The sequence below is a fragment of the Marinobacter sp. MDS2 genome (genome assembly GCF_030718085.1).
Classification (GTDB): Bacteria; Pseudomonadota; Gammaproteobacteria; order Pseudomonadales; family Oleiphilaceae; genus Marinobacter.
In genome coordinates this window covers 1,905,632-1,924,932 of sequence record NZ_JAVAJF010000001.1, presented here as the reverse complement: position 1 = coordinate 1,924,932, position 19,301 = coordinate 1,905,632, and the positions used below count along the sequence as shown (strand labels likewise).

18 protein-coding genes are annotated in these 19,301 nt (G+C 56.6%); 6 read left to right on the top strand and 12 right to left on the bottom strand.

What is annotated here, in order from left to right:
• Nucleotides 1–151: 151 nt before the first annotated feature.
• From hrpB to Q9245_RS09010, 7 genes are all read right to left on the bottom strand, one after another.
• On the bottom strand, nucleotides 152–2,626 hold the full coding sequence (gene hrpB / locus Q9245_RS09040) for an ATP-dependent helicase HrpB (protein ID WP_305896816.1): 2,475 nt from the start codon (nucleotides 2,624–2,626) through the stop codon (nucleotides 152–154).
• Between the two features lie 197 nt (nucleotides 2,627–2,823).
• Nucleotides 2,824–4,023: a YbfB/YjiJ family MFS transporter gene (locus tag Q9245_RS09035; RefSeq protein WP_305896815.1), complete on the bottom strand. Its 1,200-nt coding sequence runs from the start codon at nucleotides 4,021–4,023 to the stop codon at nucleotides 2,824–2,826.
• A gap of 90 nt (nucleotides 4,024–4,113) precedes the next feature.
• Nucleotides 4,114–4,779 (bottom strand): SCO family protein, encoded by a 666-nt coding sequence (locus Q9245_RS09030; RefSeq protein ID WP_305896814.1) that lies wholly within the window; start codon nucleotides 4,777–4,779, stop codon nucleotides 4,114–4,116.
• 36 nt (nucleotides 4,780–4,815) lie between these two features.
• Entirely contained in the window at nucleotides 4,816–5,733 is a 918-nt protein-coding gene (gene cyoE, locus Q9245_RS09025) for a heme o synthase (RefSeq protein ID WP_305896813.1), read from the bottom strand.
• The gene (locus Q9245_RS09020) at nucleotides 5,730–6,827 is read right to left on the bottom strand and encodes a heme A synthase (protein WP_305896812.1); all 1,098 of its coding nucleotides are present in this window, start codon (nucleotides 6,825–6,827) and stop codon (nucleotides 5,730–5,732) included. Before Q9245_RS09020 ends, cyoE begins: the two co-directional genes overlap by 4 nt.
• A gap of 16 nt (nucleotides 6,828–6,843) precedes the next feature.
• Nucleotides 6,844–7,485, bottom strand: a complete 642-nt coding sequence (locus Q9245_RS09015; RefSeq protein WP_305896811.1) for a hypothetical protein — start codon at nucleotides 7,483–7,485, stop codon at nucleotides 6,844–6,846.
• 35 nt (nucleotides 7,486–7,520) lie between these two features.
• The gene (locus Q9245_RS09010; RefSeq protein WP_305896810.1) at nucleotides 7,521–8,219 is read right to left on the bottom strand and encodes an SURF1 family protein; all 699 of its coding nucleotides are present in this window, start codon (nucleotides 8,217–8,219) and stop codon (nucleotides 7,521–7,523) included.
• Between the two features lie 97 nt (nucleotides 8,220–8,316).
• On the opposite strand from Q9245_RS09010, the gene Q9245_RS09005 reads away from it, so the two are divergent.
• Complete coding sequence (locus tag Q9245_RS09005) at nucleotides 8,317–8,520, top strand: twin transmembrane helix small protein (protein WP_305896809.1); 204 nt, start codon at nucleotides 8,317–8,319, stop codon at nucleotides 8,518–8,520.
• Between the two features lie 13 nt (nucleotides 8,521–8,533).
• Here Q9245_RS09005 and Q9245_RS09000 read toward each other — a convergent pair whose 3' ends face one another.
• The 4 genes from Q9245_RS09000 to coxB are packed head-to-tail and all read right to left on the bottom strand — an operon-like array spanning nucleotide 8,534 to nucleotide 12,808.
• Complete coding sequence (locus Q9245_RS09000) at nucleotides 8,534–9,421, bottom strand: cytochrome c oxidase subunit 3 (protein ID WP_305896808.1); 888 nt, start codon at nucleotides 9,419–9,421, stop codon at nucleotides 8,534–8,536.
• 16 nt (nucleotides 9,422–9,437) lie between these two features.
• A complete protein-coding gene (locus Q9245_RS08995) occupies nucleotides 9,438–10,028 on the bottom strand; it encodes a cytochrome c oxidase assembly protein (RefSeq protein ID WP_305896807.1) in 591 nt (196 codons plus the stop codon).
• A gap of 14 nt (nucleotides 10,029–10,042) precedes the next feature.
• Nucleotides 10,043–11,626: a cytochrome c oxidase subunit I gene (gene ctaD, locus Q9245_RS08990; RefSeq protein ID WP_305896806.1), complete on the bottom strand. Its 1,584-nt coding sequence runs from the start codon at nucleotides 11,624–11,626 to the stop codon at nucleotides 10,043–10,045.
• 57 nt (nucleotides 11,627–11,683) lie between these two features.
• Entirely contained in the window at nucleotides 11,684–12,808 is a 1,125-nt protein-coding gene (gene coxB, locus Q9245_RS08985) for a cytochrome c oxidase subunit II (protein WP_305896805.1), read from the bottom strand.
• A 191-nt stretch (nucleotides 12,809–12,999) separates the two neighbouring features.
• Between coxB and Q9245_RS08980 the strand changes: the two genes are divergently transcribed.
• From Q9245_RS08980 to Q9245_RS08970, 3 genes are all read left to right on the top strand, one after another.
• Nucleotides 13,000–14,340: an MATE family efflux transporter gene (locus Q9245_RS08980; protein WP_305896804.1), complete on the top strand. Its 1,341-nt coding sequence runs from the start codon at nucleotides 13,000–13,002 to the stop codon at nucleotides 14,338–14,340.
• A 195-nt stretch (nucleotides 14,341–14,535) separates the two neighbouring features.
• Nucleotides 14,536–15,186, top strand: a complete 651-nt coding sequence (locus Q9245_RS08975; protein ID WP_305896803.1) for a hypothetical protein — start codon at nucleotides 14,536–14,538, stop codon at nucleotides 15,184–15,186.
• 123 nt (nucleotides 15,187–15,309) lie between these two features.
• Nucleotides 15,310–15,696, top strand: coding sequence for a DoxX family protein (locus tag Q9245_RS08970; protein ID WP_305896802.1), 387 nt, complete (start codon nucleotides 15,310–15,312; stop codon nucleotides 15,694–15,696).
• Between the two features lie 3 nt (nucleotides 15,697–15,699).
• Here the strand turns inward: Q9245_RS08970 and Q9245_RS08965 are convergent, their stop codons facing one another.
• The gene (locus Q9245_RS08965) at nucleotides 15,700–17,469 is read right to left on the bottom strand and encodes a diguanylate cyclase (RefSeq protein ID WP_305896801.1); all 1,770 of its coding nucleotides are present in this window, start codon (nucleotides 17,467–17,469) and stop codon (nucleotides 15,700–15,702) included.
• Between the two features lie 103 nt (nucleotides 17,470–17,572).
• Between Q9245_RS08965 and Q9245_RS08960 the strand changes: the two genes are divergently transcribed.
• Both Q9245_RS08960 and Q9245_RS08955 read left to right on the top strand, forming a co-directional pair.
• Nucleotides 17,573–17,806 (top strand): DUF1653 domain-containing protein, encoded by a 234-nt coding sequence (locus tag Q9245_RS08960; protein ID WP_305896800.1) that lies wholly within the window; start codon nucleotides 17,573–17,575, stop codon nucleotides 17,804–17,806.
• A 111-nt stretch (nucleotides 17,807–17,917) separates the two neighbouring features.
• On the top strand, nucleotides 17,918–19,240 hold the full coding sequence (locus Q9245_RS08955) for a Na+/H+ antiporter family protein (RefSeq protein ID WP_305896799.1): 1,323 nt from the start codon (nucleotides 17,918–17,920) through the stop codon (nucleotides 19,238–19,240).
• Nucleotides 19,241–19,301: the final 61 nt, after the last annotated feature.

Sequence of the window (19,301 nt, the reverse complement as noted above, 5' to 3'; positions counted from 1 at the left end):
AAGGCACCGCAGCACGGCTGCAGCACCCCCTTGATGTCGCGATCATCAGGCTTTTCCTGAAGCACTACAAATGCGCAGATATACCGATCATTCTGCCTGCCCGTAGCAACACTCCGGCACGCGCTTCCTGACCGAAGCAAGCGGCCAGGTTTTACCTGACAGGGCGCTTCTTGGTGCCTTGCTGCGCTTGTGCGGTCAGCGGGTCTTCCGGCCAGGGATGCTTGGGGTATCGCCCACGAGTATCCTTACGTACCTCGGGGTAGGCGTTACGCCAGAAACTCGCCAGATCTGCGGTAACGGCCAAGGGCCTCTGGGCGGGTGATAGCAGATGAATAACCACCGGCACCCGCCCCCCGGCGACTTTCGGGGTTTCCGTCCAGCCAAATAACGCCTGCAGTTTGGCCGCCAGCACGGGACCGTTGTCAGCGCTGTAATCCAGGGTCACGTTCTGGCCGGTGGGAATGGTCAGTGCGCGCGGAGCAAGTTCTTCCAACCGCTGCTGTTGCGGATAATCCAGCAGGGTATTCAGCGCCTGAACCAGATTGAGGCCGGACAAATCGGACCAGCGTTTCATGCCTGATAGATAAGGGGCCAGCCAGATTTCCACGGTGTCCAGCAACGCAGCATCGCTGACCTCTGGCCATTCACCGGGATACTCCTCTGCCAACAACCGCACTCGCGCACACCATTGCCGCGCTGCCGGAGTCCAGGGCAGGCTATCCAAGCCTTTACGACGCACCGCGTCCAACAACCCTTGCTGAAGCATCTCCGGCGCGACCTGAGCCAGCGACTTCTCAGCCAACACCAGAGAACCCAGTTTACGCACGTGTCGCGCCACGACGGTGCCCCGTTTATCATCCCACAGGGCTTCTTCCCGATCCTCGATGTGAGCCGCGAGATCCTGCTCCAGGTCAGCAAGATCGACCGGTGCCGCCAGGTATATGGTGGCTTCCCGGGCTTTGCCGTCCAGATCGGCAGCGACCAGCCATTCTTGCCGCGCCAAGGCGTCGTCTTCCCGTAATATCGCACCTTTGCCGTTGCTCAGCTGGTAACGGGGCGTGCTGCCCGGCCGGCGGCGGGCAATGCGATCCGGGTAGGCCTGAGCCAACACCCGGCCAACATCAGTTTCGGATGGCAATCCGGTTGTGTTTTCTCCTCGACAAAGGCGTTTTACGGCTTGTTTGATCGCGTTTAACCGCGCCACATCTAGCCCGCGATGACCGCTTTCGCCGTGTAATACCCGAATGCGTTCATGCAGGTCTGCCCCTGAACCGGGGCCCAACAAATCCCGCTCTTCCAGCAGCGCGGCCAATTCAGCCGCCAATTGCCCGAGCCCGAGATCGCGCCCCCTGAGCACCATGTGCGCCAACCGTGGGTGCATACCCAACGCTCGCGCGGCCTTGCCGTGGTCCGTAATGGCACCATCGGCATCCAGCAATTCCAGCCACTGCAACAAAGTCACAGCCTGCTGCCAGTGAGCGACGGGTGGTGCGTCGATCCACGCCACCTGCTCGGGCGAACGGGCACCCCATTGGGCCAACTCCAACACCAAAGGGGCCAGATCGGCTTCTTGAATCTCTGGCGGGGTAAAATCCGCCAGCCCGAACTGTTCGGATTCGCTCCACAGCCGGTAGCACACACCGGGCTCGATACGACCGGCCCGGCCTTTACGTTGTTCCGCTGACGCTTTCGAGACCCGGCCAGTCACTAAGCGCGTCATACCGCTGTTCGGGTTAAAAACCGCCCGGCGCTGCTGGCCAGCATCGATCACCACCCGCACGCCTTCAATGGTCAGACTGGTTTCGGCAATGGCGGTGGCCAACACAATCTTGCGCGAGCCCTCGGGGGCAGGCGATATGGCGCGGTCCTGTTCCTCGGATTTCAAATTGCCGTAGAGCGGAGCAAGCAGAACATTGGCGGGTAACTGCCCCTGCAATTGCTGTGCAGCCCGCCGAATTTCCCCGGCCCCCGGCAAAAACACCAGCACCGAACCGGTCTGCTCGGCCATGGTTTCCTGCACCACTTCAACCACCTGATCCACCACCCGGCCATTGCGAGGCAGAGGTCGGTACATCACCTCCACCGGAAACGCCCGGCCTTCGCTGCTGATCACCGGCACATCGCCCAGCACTTTGGCGATTGGCGCGGTATCCAGAGTCGCCGACATCACCAGTATCCGCAGATCTTCCCGCAACGCCTGCTGGGTTTCCCGCACCAATGCCAAGCCCAGATCGGCTTGCAGGGAACGCTCATGAAATTCATCAAACAACACAGCGGCGTAGTCTTCCAGCATGGGGTCGTTCTGAATCAGGCGCGTCAGAATGCCTTCGGTGACCACTTCAATCTTGGTGTTCGCAGAAACCTTGGTATCCAGCCGGGTCCGGTAGCCGACCGTTTGCCCCGGGGCTTCTCCCAACTGTTTCGCCATATACCGTGCCGCCGATCTGGCCGCCAACCGCCGGGGTTCCAGCATCAGGATTTTCCGGTCATCCCGCCATGGTGCATCCAACAGAGCCAAGGGCACTCGGGTGGTTTTACCGGCTCCTGGGGGGGCTTGTAGCAACGCTGTGGTGCTTTGGGTCAGGGACTGGGTTAGCTCTGGGAGTATGGTTTCTATTGGGAGCATGGGGCGTTGTTGGGTTTAGCCTTTTTGTTTGGGGGTGGTGCGGGAGGGGTTTTGAATTTTGGGCCGAAAAAGAACTCGCTTCGCTCAGACACCTTTGTTCGACCCAAAATTCAAAACCCCTCCCACACCCTGCAGAACGATGAGATATGTTTAAAGATTACCATGGTTGAACAACGGTTGAGTTGGCTACGCCAGACTCAAGACCGAGAATGCCAAACCTCCGGACGAGGCACAAAGAACGCGAACACCAAGCCAAAGGCCAGCGCCGCCACACCAATACCGAATGCCGACAACAGCGTGCCACCGGCATCCAGCCACTGCTTGGTTAACCAGGGGCCGACCATTTGGGTAAAACCATAGAGCGCCACCATCGCAGCCGACAGCCTTGGCCCTTGGTGCGGGTGCAACGCTCGGCCGGTTCTTTGAGTGAGCAGAACCGTCCCAACAAAGGTGCTACCCACCAGCACCGCGCACAACACCAAACCAACGGCGCCCGGCCATACGACTGCGGCCAGTACGCCCGCCAACTGGATGATAAAATTCAGTCTTAACGCTCGGAGATCACCCATAACGGCACCGAGTTTGTTCCAGAGCCACGGCGAAGGAATGGTCACGATGGCCACCAGCATCCAGGTGCCGTCTTGCAGGAAATGGTCGGCCGGCAATTCAAGGTTCGCCAGCAGCGGCAAAAAGGTCATGGGCAGGATGTATCCCAGACCGGCGCCGGCGTAACTCAGGAACAGCGGCACACTGGCGCGATCCAGCAACGGCGTGGTGGTGATGGCTTTGCCGGAATCGTCTTGGTCGCGAACGGGCACATCAAGCTTTCGCAGTTGCACAACGCCCCACCAGCCCAACGGGATAGATACCAACAGGGCAGGCCACCAGCGCTGCGCACCGTCAAGAAAATCGGCGGGGCCGGTCACCAACCCGCTGGATACCAGCAGCCCTGTACCCACACCGATATACACCAGCCCGCTCAGAGACGCGCGGTTTCGTAGAACCAACCATTCCAGAATCAGGGCCGGGGCCTGTACGAAGATCACGCCGTTGGCCACCCCATTGAGCCAGCGAACCACCGACATCAGCGTGAGATCATCGGTTTGGGTCATGATCAGGGTCGTGATGACATGCACCAGCATGAACAAAGGTAACAGGAAGCGGATCTGGTCGATCCGGTGCCAGCGTATCGCCAACATGGCTCCCATCAGGTAACCCAGATAATTCCATGTCGCGATGGCAGCACCTTGGGAGGCGTTTATCTGATCGTCCGCCACCAGGTAGGGCATTAACGGGGTATAAATAAACCGGCCCAAGGTATGCACCACCAACAACACGAGCCCACCAGCCAACAGGACAGTGAACAGCTGTTTGGGAGAAACACTTGAGGATGTCATGGATACTACCCGGCTAAGCATTAAAAAGTTACAGCCGGGCAGTGTATGGCAGACGATGGGGTTTGTCAGTCAGACCTTGGACACACGGGATCAGGCGCCCGCTGCTCTGGGGTGATTTTCCTTGGCCCAGCTGTAGATTCGTTCAAACGCTTCCGCTAGTTCTTGCGGGTTGTGCGGGGGCTGAATCAGAGCCTGAAGCTTGCCATCCGGATTTAACAACGCAAAATGACCGCTGTGGTCCACCAGCAGCTGACCGTCCACTTCACGGTGTACGAAGACCGCACTCAGGCTTTTCGCCAGCGCCCTGAGCGTATCCAGTTCACCGGTCAGGCCGTGAAAATGTTCACCAAAGAAGCCGGTATAGGCTTTCAGTTTTTCCGGGGTGTCGTGTTCCGGATCTGCGGTCACCAGCAGGTAATCCGGCTGCGGCAGCTCCGCAGGCAACAATTTGTCGGTTTGCCGCAGGTTCGCCATGGCCGCAGGGCAGATATCCGGGCAGTTGGTGTAACCGACAAACACAAAGCTCCACCGGCCTTTCAAGTCTTCCCGGGTCACGGTATTCCCCTGTTCATCCGTCAGGGTAAATTCCACCAGCTCACGGGGTTGCTCGTAAACGTAGGTGTTGTATTCACTCAGGTCTGGCGCCGGCGTGGGCTCACTGTTCGCCAGAAACACCTGCCGCCCCAAGGTCAGGCCAAAAATCAGTGCAACGATCAAAAACAACGCAATCAGCGTAATCCGTAGCGAACGCCCCATAGGGCCTCCCTGTCAAATGAGTGTCATGCCCACTGTTCAGAAAAAAACGAAGTGATCCACCAGCAGCACCACAAACAGCGCCATCAGATACACGATGGAGTATTTAAAGGTATCCATGGCAACCCGGCGGTCATCGCCTTTCAGCAAGCGAATGGCATATTGCAGGAACCGCAAACCTAAGGCCAGAGCCCCCGCCAGATATATGCCTCCGGACATGCCGGTGGCAAAAGGCAGCAGGCTGACCACCAACAGCATGACGGTATACAGCACGATGTGCAGTTCGGTGTATTTGTTGCCATGGGTGACTGGCAACATCGGGATGCCCGCTTTCGCATATTCTTCTTTACGGTGAATGGCCAGAGCCCAGAAGTGGGGTGGAGTCCAGGCAAATATAATCAGTACCAAAAGCAGCGCATGGCCTTCCACCTGACCGGTGACCGCGGTCCAACCGAGCAGGGGTGGCATCGCCCCGGCAAGGCCGCCGATGGTTATGTTCTGCGGCGTTGCGCGCTTCAGGAACAGGGTATAAATGCCTGCATAGCCGACCAACGACGCCAGTGTGAGCCAGGCCGTAAGCTCATTCACTTGCCACATCAACACAATCATCCCGACGGCGGCCAGCACCACGGCAAACAGAAGGGCATCGAAGGGCGCTATGCGGCCGGTCGCGACCGGGCGCTTTCGGGTTCGGGCCATTACGGTATCGATTTTCTGATCCACTACGTGATTGACCACGGCCGCGGCACCGGCCAGAAAAGCGATGCCGAGGTTGCCGAACAACAGTACGCCCCAGCCCGGCACCCCCGGTGCTGCCAGCAACATACCGATCAAAGAGGTCAGAATCATCAACGCCACCACCCGTGGCTTGGTGAGTTCCAGATAATCCCGCCATGAGATATGTGTTGTTGAGCCTGTCGATTCTTGCACCGGCAGTGCTTTCACGTTTTCGCTCATGCCGTTACCTCCCGAGTTATGGTTGTTGTGTGGGATGCTGTCGCTGTTTTCGAGTGCGGTAGTTGAGAATGCCGCCAAATCAGATTGATCATCGACAGCAGTAACCCGGCGCCCATGGCGTTATGAGCCACGGCAATGCCGAGCGGAATATGAAACCAGACGTTGGCCAGGCCCAGACTGAACTGCATCGCCAGTACGCACGCCACTAGCAAGATGCTGTGGTCCAGCCCACTGCCACTCCGTTGTCGCCAGAGCCGTAGCAGCATCAGACCGAGGTAGAACAGCACAACCACAGCGCCCAGACGATGGGTAACATGGATGGCAACACGACCGTCATCCGTCAGTTGCCCGCCCAGGTAATTCGGCCCGACCTGCTGCGCAATATCGAATCCGTGCTGAAAATCCATCCCGTCCGGCCACCACTGGCCCTGACAAGTTGGCAAATCCGTACAGGCGACCGCCGCGTAATTGGCGGCTGTCCAGGCACCAAGCCCGATTTGCAGGACAACCAATATCAAACCGCCATAGAGCCAAGGGCGCATCTTGCTGAGGCTTGACGCCACCCGCCCTGCCGATAATGTCTGAATACCGGCACACTTGCGTAGCCTTAACGTCAGCAGGAGCAGCAGGCTGAGCGTGGTAAAGCCACCCAACAGATGCAGGGCCACCACTTGTGGCCATAGCTTCAGCGTGACCGTCCACATGCCAAAAGCGCCTTGCAACACGATGAAGCCCGCAATGAACAACGGCAAGCGCAATGGTATGTGTTCACGACGATGGCGAATGGCAGCAATGGCCAACCCGAAAACCACCAGCCCCAGGGTACCGGCGGCGTATCGATGGATCATTTCTGGCCAACCTTTAGCGACATCTACCGGGGTATCAGGGAAGCGGGCATTCGCGATCGCGATGTTGGTTTCGCCTTGGGGCACGGTTAAAAAACCATAACAACCGGGCCAATCCGGGCAGCCAAGGCCGGCATGAACCAATCGCGTCCAGGCACCCAGCATGATAACCACTACCGCCAATACACAGGCAAATGTTGACCAAATCGCCAGCTTTCGGGCCAAGACGTCTGTTGAAGTCTGGTTCACCGCATCGCCCTCCCGGTTAGCCAATCTGCGATAGCTTCAGCAGTTGCTTGATGTCTTTGAGCATCTGTTTGCCGGTGTGCTCGGTGCCGTAATGCATCATGACATTGCCAAACGGATCAACCAGCAGGATACGAGGCTCTGCGTCAGGATTAACGCCATCCGGCCAGGCCGGTGTTGTGCCTGGCATTAACGTTAGCCGTTCCATGCGCTGATAATCCTGAGCCCAGCGCACATCCAACGCTGCGGGCGTTGTACCCAACCAGGCAGCACGGCTGACTCGCGGAGCCTCTTTGCCGAGGGCGATATTGACCTGTCGCGCCAAGTACAACAATTGCTCGCATTCTTCGGTGCAATTGCCCGCTGCAACCAGCATCAGCCATTGGGGATCGACCTGATCCGCACCGAAGCGATCAACCAGCGGCTCACCGGTGCGGGTTTCGAGATTCAAAGCCTTTACCGGCACAACCGGCTGCAAAAGTTCACCATTATTGGTGTGTCCTGCCGGGTTCAGCCAACCGGTGTAGAACATGATGGTCGCCAGCACCATAGGCCCAAAGCCCACGGCAAACAGAAGGATCGCCGTGCGCCGGCCACGCCGAATCTGTTCCGGGCTCGCGGTTTCGCGACCACTCATGGAGTCAGCCGTTGTCGTTGTCATTGTCGGCTCCTGCCTTTCAGTCTTTCTTTGTTGTTTTATGTCTCGCTACGCCTATAACTCGCTACTACAGTCAATATAGTCAGCACTGCCGCAAGCGCAAACCATTGCACGGCATATCCATAATGAGTTTGTGGCCCCATCACATCCGGAACCCGGTCGGCCCGGTAGGCTCCGGGCTGTTTGGGGTCCGAAAGCATAACGGTCATCGGCGCCGGCTCACGCACGAATTCGGCAACATCGGTTTTCGGCAACGCTTGCACTCGTCGCGGCCAGCCGGTCCCGGATGATTTTACCTCGGCCAGAACCGGCGGTTCCGGATACTCAGCCAAGCGGCCTTCCAAGGTCAGGAGTTCATTCGGGGTTTCAATCGCCGGCAAGGTATCCCGGGTTCGAGTGCCCTGTATCCAACCTCGATTAACCACTACCGGGGGGCCTTCAAGGGGCCGGAACAGAGTCAGCACCTCGTAACCGGGTACGCCATCCCGGGTACGGTTATCCAACAACCAGCTTTGCTTGTCGTAAAACCCCGTGAGGTAGACCGGCAACCCCGGCTGCAGATCGCCTGTAACCACGCTTGCCCAAGGCGTGTCGTTGGCTCGCTGTTGCCAAGCTTGCAGCAGGGTTTGCTTTTCACCAGCGCGGTCCAGTTGCCAGACGCCCAAGCTCAAAAGAAGTGGCAAAAGTAAGCCGCTAAAAATCAGCAGACGCCAATCAAAATGCCATCGGCGATCCATCAAAACGGCCTACCCATGCTTTGCTATAGTGAAGAGAAGGCAAGAAGCGGAATCACTTCGGCCACTGCCAAGACAATCAATAACAACGGGATGCCCCATGCTTAAAATTGCCATCGTCGTACTGCTGTTCGCCGTCATCGTGAGCTTGTTCAGCGGTCTGTTTTTCCTGATCCACGACGGCGGCAAAACCCGGCGGGTGGTGAATTCCCTGGCGGTTCGGGTTGCCTTGAGTGTGATGTTGCTCGTCCTGCTGGTGATCGCGCTCTGGTCCGGATCGATTACCCTCAACCCGACACCGTAATCAACTCCGGCGCTCAAAGTACGTAAACAAATACGAACAACCCTAACCAAACCACATCCACAAAATGCCAATACCAGGCGGCCGCCTCAAAACCAAAATGGTTGTCGGCGGTGAAATGCCCTTTGGCAATCCGAATCAGCATAATGGTCAGCATGATGGTACCCAGCAACACATGGGCGCCGTGGAACCCGGTCAGCATGAAGAAGGTGCTGCCGTAGATGCCCGACTGCAGAGTCAGGTCCAGGTCGCTGTAGGCGTGGGCGTACTCATAACCCTGAACGAACAAAAATACGACCGCCAGCACCAGCGTCAGCCCCAGCCACAATTTCACCTTGGCGCGATTGCTGGCTTTCAACGCATGATGGGCAATGGTGACGGTGAAGGAGGATGCCACCAACAAGATAGTATTCAGCAGTGGCAAGCCCCAAGGGCCAACGACCTCTTTGGGGCCTTGGTACGCCTGAGGATCGGGGTTATTGACCAGTGGCCAACTGGCCTGAAAACCTTCCCACAGCATGTTGGTACTGCCTTTGTCACCCTCGCCGCCCAACCAGGGCACCACAAACACCCGCACGTAGAACAGTGCCCCGAAAAAGGCGGCAAAGAACATCACCTCGGAAAAAATGAACCAACTCATGCCCCAGCGGAACGAACGGTCCATCTGTTCGCTGTACAAGCCGGCCCGGCTTTCCCGAATCACACTGCCGAACCAACCGAACAGCATGTAGGCCATAATCAGTGCGCCAATCCAGAACATCACCCAAGAACCGGTGGTGCTTTCACCCTGATTGCCATTGACCATGATGGATGCGGCACCGTAGAGGGTAACCCCAAGGCCAACGGTGGCGACAATGGGCCACTTACTCTGTTCGGGAACGTAGTAGGTCTGGTGATCCGCCATAGTTCTCTCCGATGGCTTAGCCGTTATTGTTGGTTATTGTGTCTGCCGCTGCCGGGCCAGAAACTTCCACAGGCTTACCCTGATCGTACAGGGTGTAAGACAACGTCAGTTTGGTAATGTGTTCCGGCAGCTCCGGGTCCACGATGAAAACCAGCGGCATCTCCACGCTTTCCCCCGCTTGCAGTGGCTGCTGGTTAAAACAGAAGCACTCCGTTTTGTGGAAATACAAGGTGCCTTCCGAGGGCGACAGGCTGGGCACTGCCTGCCCGACCATGTCACGTTCGGTAGGGTTGGCCGCGAAGAAATTCACCGTCATCGGCTCTCCGGGATGCACCTTCACACTGCGCACCACCGGCCGGAATTCCCAACTCATACCAGGGCCGTTACTGGCCAGAAACTGAACGGTGACTGTCCGATTCTGATCCACCTGTTCACTACTGCCTGCTTCGTAGCGGCCACTGGTTTTGCCGTTTATTCCGGTGATGTCACAGAACACGTCGTACAAGGGAACCAGGGCAAACCCAAACGCGAACATGCCCACCACACCGGCCATGCACCAGGCAATGACCCGGCTGTTACTGCGCTTGCCTTGCTGCTGATCAGCCATGACAAAACTCCCGGTTACTTCACTTCAGGGGGTGTTGTGAACGTGTGATAAGGCGCAGGCGAGGGCACAGTCCACTCCAAACCTTCGGCACCGTCCCACGGTTTGGCCGGTGCTTTCTCACCGCCACGGGCACACTTCACCACGATGAACAGGAACAACAGTTGCGTCACGCCGAACATAAAGGCCCCGACGCTGGACACCATATTGAAATCCGCGAACTGCAGCGCGTAATCCGGAATCCGCCGTGGCATGCCCGCCAAACCCAGGAAGTGCATCGGGAAGAACGCCAGATTCATGCCGACAAACGACAGCCAGAAGTGGGTTTTGGCGAGCGTTTCGTCGTACATGTTGCCGGTCCATTTGGGCAACCAGAAATAGGCGGAAGCGAAGATACCGAAGATAGCGCCCGGTACCAGCACATAGTGGAAGTGAGCCACCACGAAATAGGTGTCGTGGTACTGGAAGTCAGCCGGTGCAATCGCCAGCATCAAGCCGGAAAAACCGCCGATGGTAAACAGGATAATAAAAGCCACTGCAAACAGCATGGGGGCTTCAAAGCTTAACGAACCGCGGAACATGGTGGTCACCCAGTTGAACACCTTCACCCCGGTGGGCACCGCAATCAACAAGGTTGCGTACATAAAGAACAGTTGCCCCGCCAGCGGGATGCCAACGGTAAACATGTGGTGGGCCCAAACCAGAAACGAGAGCACTGCAATGGCACCCACGGCATACACCATGGAGGCATATCCAAATAGTGGTTTACGAGAGAAAGCCGGCACAATATGGGAAACGGCTCCGAACGCCGGCAAGATCATGATGTACACCTCGGGATGCCCGAAGAACCAGAACACGTGCTGGAACAACACCGGATCGCCGCCGCCGGAGGCATCGAAGAAGCTGGTGCCGAAGTTAATGTCCATCAGCATCATGGTGACCGCACCGGCCAGTACCGGCATTACGGCAATCAACAGAAATGCCGTGATCAGCCAGGTCCAGACGAACAAGGGCATTTTCATCAGAGTCATGCCCGGCGCGCGCAAGTTCAGGATGGTGGCGATCACGTTGATGGCCCCCATGATGGATGACACACCCATAATGTGAATGGCAAAAATGAAGAAGGTAGTGCTCGGGGGGCCGTAGGTGGTGGACAAAGGCGCATAGAAGGTCCAGCCGAAATTGGGTGCGCCGCCTTCCATAAACAGTGTGGACACCAGAATCAGGAAGGCACAGGGCAGCAGCCAGAAACTCCAGTTATTCATCCGTGGCAACGCCATGTCGGGCGCACCGATCATCAGTGGCAACATCCAGTTGGCCAAACCGACGAACGCCGGCATAACCGCGCCGAACACCATGATCAGCCCGTGCATGGTGGTCATCTGGTTAAAAAACTCGGGCTGAACAATCTGCAATCCCGGCTGGAACAATTCCGCTCGTATGACCATCGCCATGCTGCCGCCGAGCAGGAACATAGCGAAGCTGAAGATCAGGTACATAGACCCGATATCTTTATGGTTGGTGGTCAACAACCAACGGCTGATGCCTTTGGCCGGGCCGTGGTGATGTTCCTGGTTGTGGGTATCTGCAACCGCACTCATGAAAACCCCCGTTACCGCCGTTTTTTATGGCTGGTGATTGTTGTTATCTGGCGTCAACTACTCTTTATTCTTGAAGTCGAAGATCTCTTTCGGCGTGACCATCTCTCCGGTGTTGTTACCCCACGCGTTACGCTCGTAGGTAATGACCGCCGCCAGGTCTACTTCGCTCAACTGCCCGCCAAAGGCCTGCATCGCGGTGCCGGATACCCCGTTCACCACAATATCGATGTGTGCCGCCATGTCGCTGGTGACGACCGGGCTGCCTTTCAGTGCGGGGAACGCTGGCGGCATACCTGCGCCGTTCGGCTGGTGGCAAGCTGCACAGGCACTGGCATAGGCTTTTTCGCCACGAGCCATCAATTCATCCAGCGTCCAGTCTTTTTGAGTAAGCTGCCGTTCAGCTTCCGCAGCTTGTTTTTGCTCCTCAACCCAGGCCACATACTCCTCTTCGGGTACAGCTTCAACGACCACGGGCATGAAGCCATGATCTTTGCCGCACAGCTCGGTGCACTGCCCGCGGTAAATTCCGGGTTCGTCCACACGGGTCCAGGTTTCATTGATAAAGCCCGGAATAGCATCTTTCTTCACACCAAACGCCGGCACCCACCAGGAGTGGATCACGTCGTTCGCCGTTAACAGGAAACGAACCTTCTTACCGACCGGTATCACCAGCGGCTTGTCCACCTCCAGCAGATAGTTCTCCCCCTTCGTCTGACGGTTTTCGATCTGATCACGAGGGGTCGACAAGCTGGAGAAATAACCGAAGTCATCATTGATATACTCGTACTGCCAACGCCACTGATACCCGGTGATCTTGATATCGACCTCGGATTCGGTGGTGTCGTACATTTCGATGAGCGTTGCCGTGGCCGGCACCGCCATGGCGACCAGAATCGCAAACGGAATGGCTGTCCAAAGTATTTCCACCCATGTGTGTTCATGGAAGTTGGCCGCTTTATAGCCTTGGGATTTGCGGTGGGCAAAGATAGACCAGAACATAACCCCGAACACCACCACGCCGATGGCTACGCAGATCCATAGGATGGTCATGTGAAGGCTGAATATCTGATTGCTGGTACCGGTTACACCCGGCGTCATGTTCATGGTCCAGTCCGCCATGACCATACCCGGTAGCAACAGACCAGTGACTAGGGCAAGTGCCCGCTTGGCATGCACGCGCATACTGTGTCTCCACAGAGTGTTATTCTTGTCGGATTTTGCGTCATCCCTCGGCGGTCGGTTCCGGTGCTCGCAACACCAAAACGTCCGCGAGTGAAAGCCTGCTTATGGATACATCACTGCTCAGTGTAGACACTGATTAGCAAAACACTAAAAATCCAGTTAAACCTAAATGAGATAAACGGCCCGTTTTAATGAGCAAATTGCATAACAAGATTTTCAGCGCCACAGACCAGCGCCTCTGGCTGCTTGCCTGGCCGTTGATGCTGACGAACCTCACGGTGCCGCTTTTGGGCCTGGTGGATACCGCGGTGCTTGGTCATTTGGATAACCCCGAGTATCTGGGTGCGGTTGCTGTCGGGGCGAACCTGTTCAGTATTTTGTACTGGACCTTCGGTTTTATGCGCATGGGCACCACCGGACTGGCCGCCCAAGCTTGGGGGCAACGGGATTCCTTTGCCCAGGTCGCGCTGTTGCTGCGCTCGCTGATGCTTGCGGTGGGCATTGGCCTGCTGCTGATTCTGTTTCATCAGCCTTTGATTGCGCTCGGTTTGCATTTGATGAACCCGAGCCCATCGGTGGCCGAGCTGGCGGCTGAGTACGCCTCGATTCGAATCTGGAGTGCGCCCGCTGTTCTTTGCCAATACACGTTGGTGGGCTGGCTGATTGGCACCCAGTATCCCCGTGGCCCGATGGTGATGCTCATCATTGCCAACGGCATCAATATTATTCTGGATATCTTCTTTGTGACCGTGCTGGGCTGGAACAGCCGTGGTGTTGCCATGGCCACCGTTCTGGCCGAGTACGGCGCTACCGCCATCGGCTTCGCCATCGTGCTCAAACGCATGCCCGACGGGCAAACGCTGACCAAAGAGCTGTTCGGGCAACTGTCCGATTACCTGCGCATTCTTCAGGTCAATCGTTTCATCATGGTGCGCACCATCGCACTGCTGCTGGTGCTCGCCTTTTTTACCGCTCAGGGAGCCCGGCAAGGGGACATTATTCTTGCTGCAAATGCGGTCTTGATCACCTTTCTGCTGGTGATCTCCAACGCTCTGGATGGTTTTGCCAATGCCGCCGAAGCATTGATCGGCGAAGCCATCGGCAAAGGCAACAAGGCGCGGTTCAAAACCGTATTCAGTAGCGCCCTGCGTTGGTCCATCTGGGGTGCCCTGCTGCTTACCATCGCCTTCGTGCTTGGCGGCCGCTGGTTGATCAGCTTGCTGACCGACATCGAGGGGGTGCAATTCACCGCCTGGCAGTATTTACCCTGGCTCTGGTTACTGCCTTTCGCGGCGGTCTGGGGGTTCTTGCTGGACGGTGTCTTCATCGGCGCTACCCGCGCCCGGGAGATGCAAAACACCATGCTGTTTTCGGCCATCGGAGTGTTTCTTCCGGTGTGGTGGCTGACAACCGGCTTGGGCAACCACGGGCTGTGGTTGTCCCTGATCAGTCTGATGCTGGCGCGGGCCGTCAGTATGGGTTGGCTATGCTGGCACTACACGCGCCACGACCGCTGGTTTCAGCCCCACTAGGGCCAATTCACGCAGCTCCGGTGATAACGTTATTTAGCATTCGACGGCAGCACTCTCGTGAATTTTGGCTACAATAACGAGAAACGGCAGGCATATCGGGGCTAAACCACCCGGTTACCTGCTCCCGGTTGCTCTTGGTAGAACCAAGGAGGGGCCTTGCGACCTCAACTCGTACACAAAGCGGCATCTCCTGCAATGACACCACAGGCAGTTCTCGAGATTATTGATCATGCTCGACGTAAGGAGGCTCGCTCCGGCACGTTTCTGCGCCAGATGAAAGAAACGGTAAACCGCTTGCCAGCTTCTATTGTGGTCGGAGGTTCGAATCCTGCTACCAGCCTGTTCCAGTTCGCCATCGAGTACATCGAAATGGCCCCGCGCCTGATCGAGTGCGTAGACGCATGCGCTCAGGAAGCCGGGATCAGGGAACTGTTCAAACCGTTCATCGACGGCGCTACGCAATACTTCACCCAGCCTTCGGTATTACTGGTTCAATACGACGGATTGGACGGGTTGCTCATCCGCGCCTACATGTGCCACCGCCTGATGGAGGAGATGCACGACAACAACCGCTCCATCCGCGCCAGCGAACTCATTGATCTGGAAGCCACGCGAGCCAACTTGCTGGTTCATGAATTGATTGGCGAACCCTTTGCCAATGAGCTGGATGACGCCATTACCATCACGGTACTGCAGATCGCTGGTACGCCCGATTATTACAGCCTTGATCTCGAACCTTTCGTAAATCAGGTCAACAACCGGGCCTGGGACTGGATGCGCCAGTTTTGGGAGCATCTTCTGGATCGCAATCACATTCAGTTTTCACTCCGGCCGGGACTGCTTTAGCCGTTCAGGCAATGCACCAGCCAATCCAGATTCACCCGGTTCCTTTCCGGCTATCCGACAACCCGCTAAACTGAACGCCGAAACGCACCTTACTGGTTGAAATAATTAAGGAGATACACGCTCGTGTTGGACAATGCAGACCTGGGAAAACTGATTATTCGACTCACGCTTGGCGGCCTTCTGCTGTTCCACGGGGTGTCTAAGTTGCTCAACGGCGTCGGCTTTATCGAAGGCCAGTTAGCCAGCCACAATTTGCCAACCATTCTTGCCTATGGCGTTTACATCGGCGAAATTCTTGCGCCCCTGATGATCATTCTGGGCTACCAGACCCGCATCGGTGCGCTCATCGTTGTCTTCAACATGGTTGTGGCCATTGCATTGGTACACAGCCATCAGCTGCTCTCGCTCAGCAGTAACGGCGGTTGGTCACTGGAGCTGCAAGGTTTCTTCTTGTTCTCTGCGTTAGCGGTTATCTTTCTCGGCCCGGGCCGTTACAAGCTCAAGAATTGACGATCAACTAACGGTGGTTGGCTGGCTATCACACCAGACAACCACCCGGTTGCGGCCACCGGTTTTGGCCCGATACAGCGCCTCATCCGCGCGCCGTATCAGCTCTTGAGGATCAGCGCCTTGTGTGGCCAGAAGGGTGGCAACCCCCAGACTGATGGTCAGGTTCACCGGCGCACCCCCATCACTCACCTTCACCGGGGAGCCTTCAACCGCTGTCCTCAAACGCTCGGCAACCACCCCGGCTCCTTCGCTACCGGTTGTCGGCAGAAGCACCACAAACTCCTCGCCACCAAAGCGGGCAAGCAAATCAATTGAACGCTGCACTTCGTTGTCGATGACACTCGCCACCGCCACCAGACAATCATCGCCAATCAAGTGCCCCAAGGTGTCGTTGACCTTTTTGAAGTGATCAATATCCACCATGATCAAACTAAGTTCCTGTTTGTGCCGAACGGCACGCTGCCATTCCTCACCCAGCTTTTCATCAAATCGTCGGCGATTGGCGACGCCGGTCAGGCCATCCGTCAAACTCGCTGCCTTAAGCAATTGATTCGCATTTTGCAGTTCTTCGGTCCGTTCCTGAACCCGGGTTTCCAACGTCAGGTTGGCCTCGCGCTGAACCACCAACGCATGATCCTGCGCTTCCTGGCGTTTCTTACGCTCTCTATTGATCCGGTAAGCCAAAGCCAGTGACAACAACACAGCCTCAATCGCCACCCCGGCTTGCGGGGCCATCTCGGTAAACAAGCTTCGAGGCATCAACCCCAATTTACTGGTGGCTAACGCAAGATGCCCCACCAGAAGAGGCGTCCAGGCCAACACGTAATAGCCTGCCAATGCCTGACCTTTACTCCAAAGCCTCAGCGCCATCAGCCAAACCATCGGTGTACCGATAGCGGCCAGCGCACTCACCAGAACAATCCCGGAGTGGTAGGACACGAAAATGCTGTACCCAAGTATTAAAAACGACAGTAATCTAAGCACCCAAAGCAGACGATAGCTGGCCAGGCTGAACTGTTTTATAGACAAAAACTTGATCGTGAACGTCAGCGCGAAAATTAAAGCGGCGCCCACTAACGGAGCGGTTACGAATTCGTTCAGCCACGGCAGGGTTGGCCACAGCCACTGAAACAACAGCCCGTTGAAGTTCAGCTGAACCAGACTTGTGGAAAGCACGGTCATCACGTACCACAGGTAGGTTGTGTCACGCACCATCGTAAATAGAAAGAAGTTGTACAGGGCCAGCGCCAAAACGACCCCGACAAACATGGCCTGCCAGCCAAACGACGCCTGTTCCTTGGCCAAAAACTCGCCAGAGGGCATTACTGAGACCGGTATCTGAGCCGAACCATCCGTGTGCACACGCACCCAAGCGGTTAAGGGATCAGTAGAGGTAGGGGCTAAAAAGACAAAATTACGATGGCTGATCGGGCGACTATTGAACGGAAGCTTATCGCCGGTGTGGTGGGTTTCGATGACTTGCTCACCAACCATCCAGTAAACAGACACCTCATCCAGTAACGGATAGCCAATAGTTAACAGTCGATTGCGCTTATCCACAGGCAAAGAGACTCTTAACCAAAAGTCGTTGTCGCTGAAGCCCCGGTTCAACGTCTCGCCCTCCGATACGGATTGCCACTGACTTGCAGGAGCGGATCGAACATCGTCGAGAGACAGCTCGCCATACGGCACTTCTAGCCATTGAAAAGCTACAGGCGCTGAAAAAACCGCCGGGCTGATCAGGCCTAGTAAAATAAATAGAATCGCTCTCACAACACGTCTACCATTGCTCATCGGCCAACTGGATACTAGGGTTCTACTGGCTGAATTTTATGCACCACTTTGAGCATAGCTCACTACGCACGGGGCAACATTGATGAACCGATCCTCGCAGACAATTTCACCAGGCCGATACCGCCACTATAAGGGGCGCGATTACGAAGTCATCGGCGTAGCCAAGCACAGCGAAACCGAAGAGTCGCTCGTGGTCTACCGCTGCCTGTACGGAGACCACAGTTTATGGGTACGTCCGCTCAGCATGTTCCGCGAAACCGTCCAGGTGGCCGGAGAAGAAGTACCCCGGTTTGCCCGGGTAGAGGCGAAAGATTAATTACATAACCACTTTGACTGGCACGGCCATTTCCTGCACATTAGCCCACTTTTCGTACCGCTGGTGCCCTGAAGGTGCCAGCTAACCTTCAGTTTTCAGCCGGAGTTTGCCATGAATGCCGTTGTTGCCGCGGTACTGATCATGCTCGTACTGAGCTTGTGCCGCATCCACGTTGTTGTTGCCCTGATTGTCGGCGCCATATCTGGTGGCCTTGTCGCAGGGATGTCCCTCGAGTCCACCATTGATGCCTTTAATGCCGGTTTGGGCGGCGGGGCAACTGTCGCTTTGTCCTACGCCACCTTGGGCGCCTTCGCTGTCGCTATCGGTAAATCCGGTCTGGCCCACGCCTTGGCCGACAAAGCTCTCGCTCTGGTGGGCAAACAAGACGAAGGGGGCGCAGCCACCGGCATTCGCTTCATGATTATCGGCCTGCTGGTTGCCGTTGCGATGTCTTCCCAGAACATCCTGCCGATCCACATCGCCTTTATCCCGCTGGTTGTCCCGCCGTTGCTGTACGTGATGGCCAAACTCCACATGGACCGCCGCCTGGTGGCCTGTGCACTGACCTTCGGTTTGATCACGCCGTATATGTTCCTGCCTGTGGGCTTCGGCGGCATTTACCTGAATGAAATCCTGCTCGCTAACGTTGCAGACAACGGTGTCGATGCCAGTGAATTGAATGTCATGTCCGCCATGGCGCTACCTGCGCTGGGCATGCTGGTGGGCCTTTTGATCGCAGTGTTCTTCAGTTATCGCGGCGGTCGTGGCTACGACCTCAAACTGATCAGCCAAACCGAGCGGGTGGACGTAAAATACAGCCCGAAAACCCTGGTTATGGCACTGATCGCCATCGTAGTGGCTTTCGTGGTGCAGCTGTGGCTGGGCTCTATGATTCTGGGCGCGCTGGCAGGTTTCGTGCTGTTCAACCTGTCGGGTGTTGTTAAATGGCAGGAAGCGGATGACTTGTTCACCGAAGGCATGAAGATGCTGGCGATGATCGGTTTCATCATGATCGCCGCCAACGGTTTCGCGGAAGTGATGCGCGAAACCGGTGACATCGCCAATCTGGTCGAAGGCTCGGTTGCCGCCATTGGCGAGAACAAACCGCTCGCGGCCCTGCTGATGCTGGTGGTGGGCCTGCTGATTACCATGGGTATTGGCTCGTCGTTCTCCACCATTCCCATTATTGCGGCTTTGTATGTTCCGCTGGCCCTGCAAATGGGCTTCAGCCCGTTGGCCATCGTTGCCTTGGTAGGCACCGCCGGTGCTCTGGGTGATGCCGGTTCCCCGGCTTCCGATTCTACCCTTGGGCCAACGGCTGGTCTGAACGTAGACGGTCAACACAACCACATTTGGGATACGGTTGTTCCGACCTTCCTGCACTACAACCTGCCATTGCTTGGCTTTGGCTGGTTGGCGGCTATGGTTCTCTAACTTTGTAAGTAGCCTGCTTTTCTGCGGGGTGGTTCGGGGTTGGTGGGGGGTGTCAAAACGG

Coding starts and splice junctions, on each gene's coding strand:
- Q9245_RS08980 (WP_305896804.1), top strand. CDS start 13,000: ATGAGCAAATTGCATAACAAGATTTTCAGCGCCACAGACCAGCGCCTC.
- Q9245_RS09000 (WP_305896808.1), bottom strand. CDS start 9,421: ATGGCGGATCACCAGACCTACTACGTTCCCGAACAGAGTAAGTGGCCC.
- Q9245_RS09035 (WP_305896815.1), bottom strand. CDS start 4,023: ATGACATCCTCAAGTGTTTCTCCCAAACAGCTGTTCACTGTCCTGTTG.
- hrpB (WP_305896816.1), bottom strand. CDS start 2,626: ATGCTCCCAATAGAAACCATACTCCCAGAGCTAACCCAGTCCCTGACC.
- Q9245_RS09030 (WP_305896814.1), bottom strand. CDS start 4,779: ATGGGGCGTTCGCTACGGATTACGCTGATTGCGTTGTTTTTGATCGTT.
- Q9245_RS08960 (WP_305896800.1), top strand. CDS start 17,573: ATGAACCGATCCTCGCAGACAATTTCACCAGGCCGATACCGCCACTAT.
- Q9245_RS09010 (WP_305896810.1), bottom strand. CDS start 8,219: ATGGATCGCCGATGGCATTTTGATTGGCGTCTGCTGATTTTTAGCGGC.
- Q9245_RS09005 (WP_305896809.1), top strand. CDS start 8,317: ATGCTTAAAATTGCCATCGTCGTACTGCTGTTCGCCGTCATCGTGAGC.
- coxB (WP_305896805.1), bottom strand. CDS start 12,808: ATGCGCGTGCATGCCAAGCGGGCACTTGCCCTAGTCACTGGTCTGTTG.
- Q9245_RS08955 (WP_305896799.1), top strand. CDS start 17,918: ATGAATGCCGTTGTTGCCGCGGTACTGATCATGCTCGTACTGAGCTTG.
- cyoE (WP_305896813.1), bottom strand. CDS start 5,733: ATGAGCGAAAACGTGAAAGCACTGCCGGTGCAAGAATCGACAGGCTCA.
- Q9245_RS08995 (WP_305896807.1), bottom strand. CDS start 10,028: ATGGCTGATCAGCAGCAAGGCAAGCGCAGTAACAGCCGGGTCATTGCC.
- Q9245_RS08975 (WP_305896803.1), top strand. CDS start 14,536: ATGACACCACAGGCAGTTCTCGAGATTATTGATCATGCTCGACGTAAG.
- ctaD (WP_305896806.1), bottom strand. CDS start 11,626: ATGAGTGCGGTTGCAGATACCCACAACCAGGAACATCACCACGGCCCG.
- Q9245_RS09015 (WP_305896811.1), bottom strand. CDS start 7,485: ATGACAACGACAACGGCTGACTCCATGAGTGGTCGCGAAACCGCGAGC.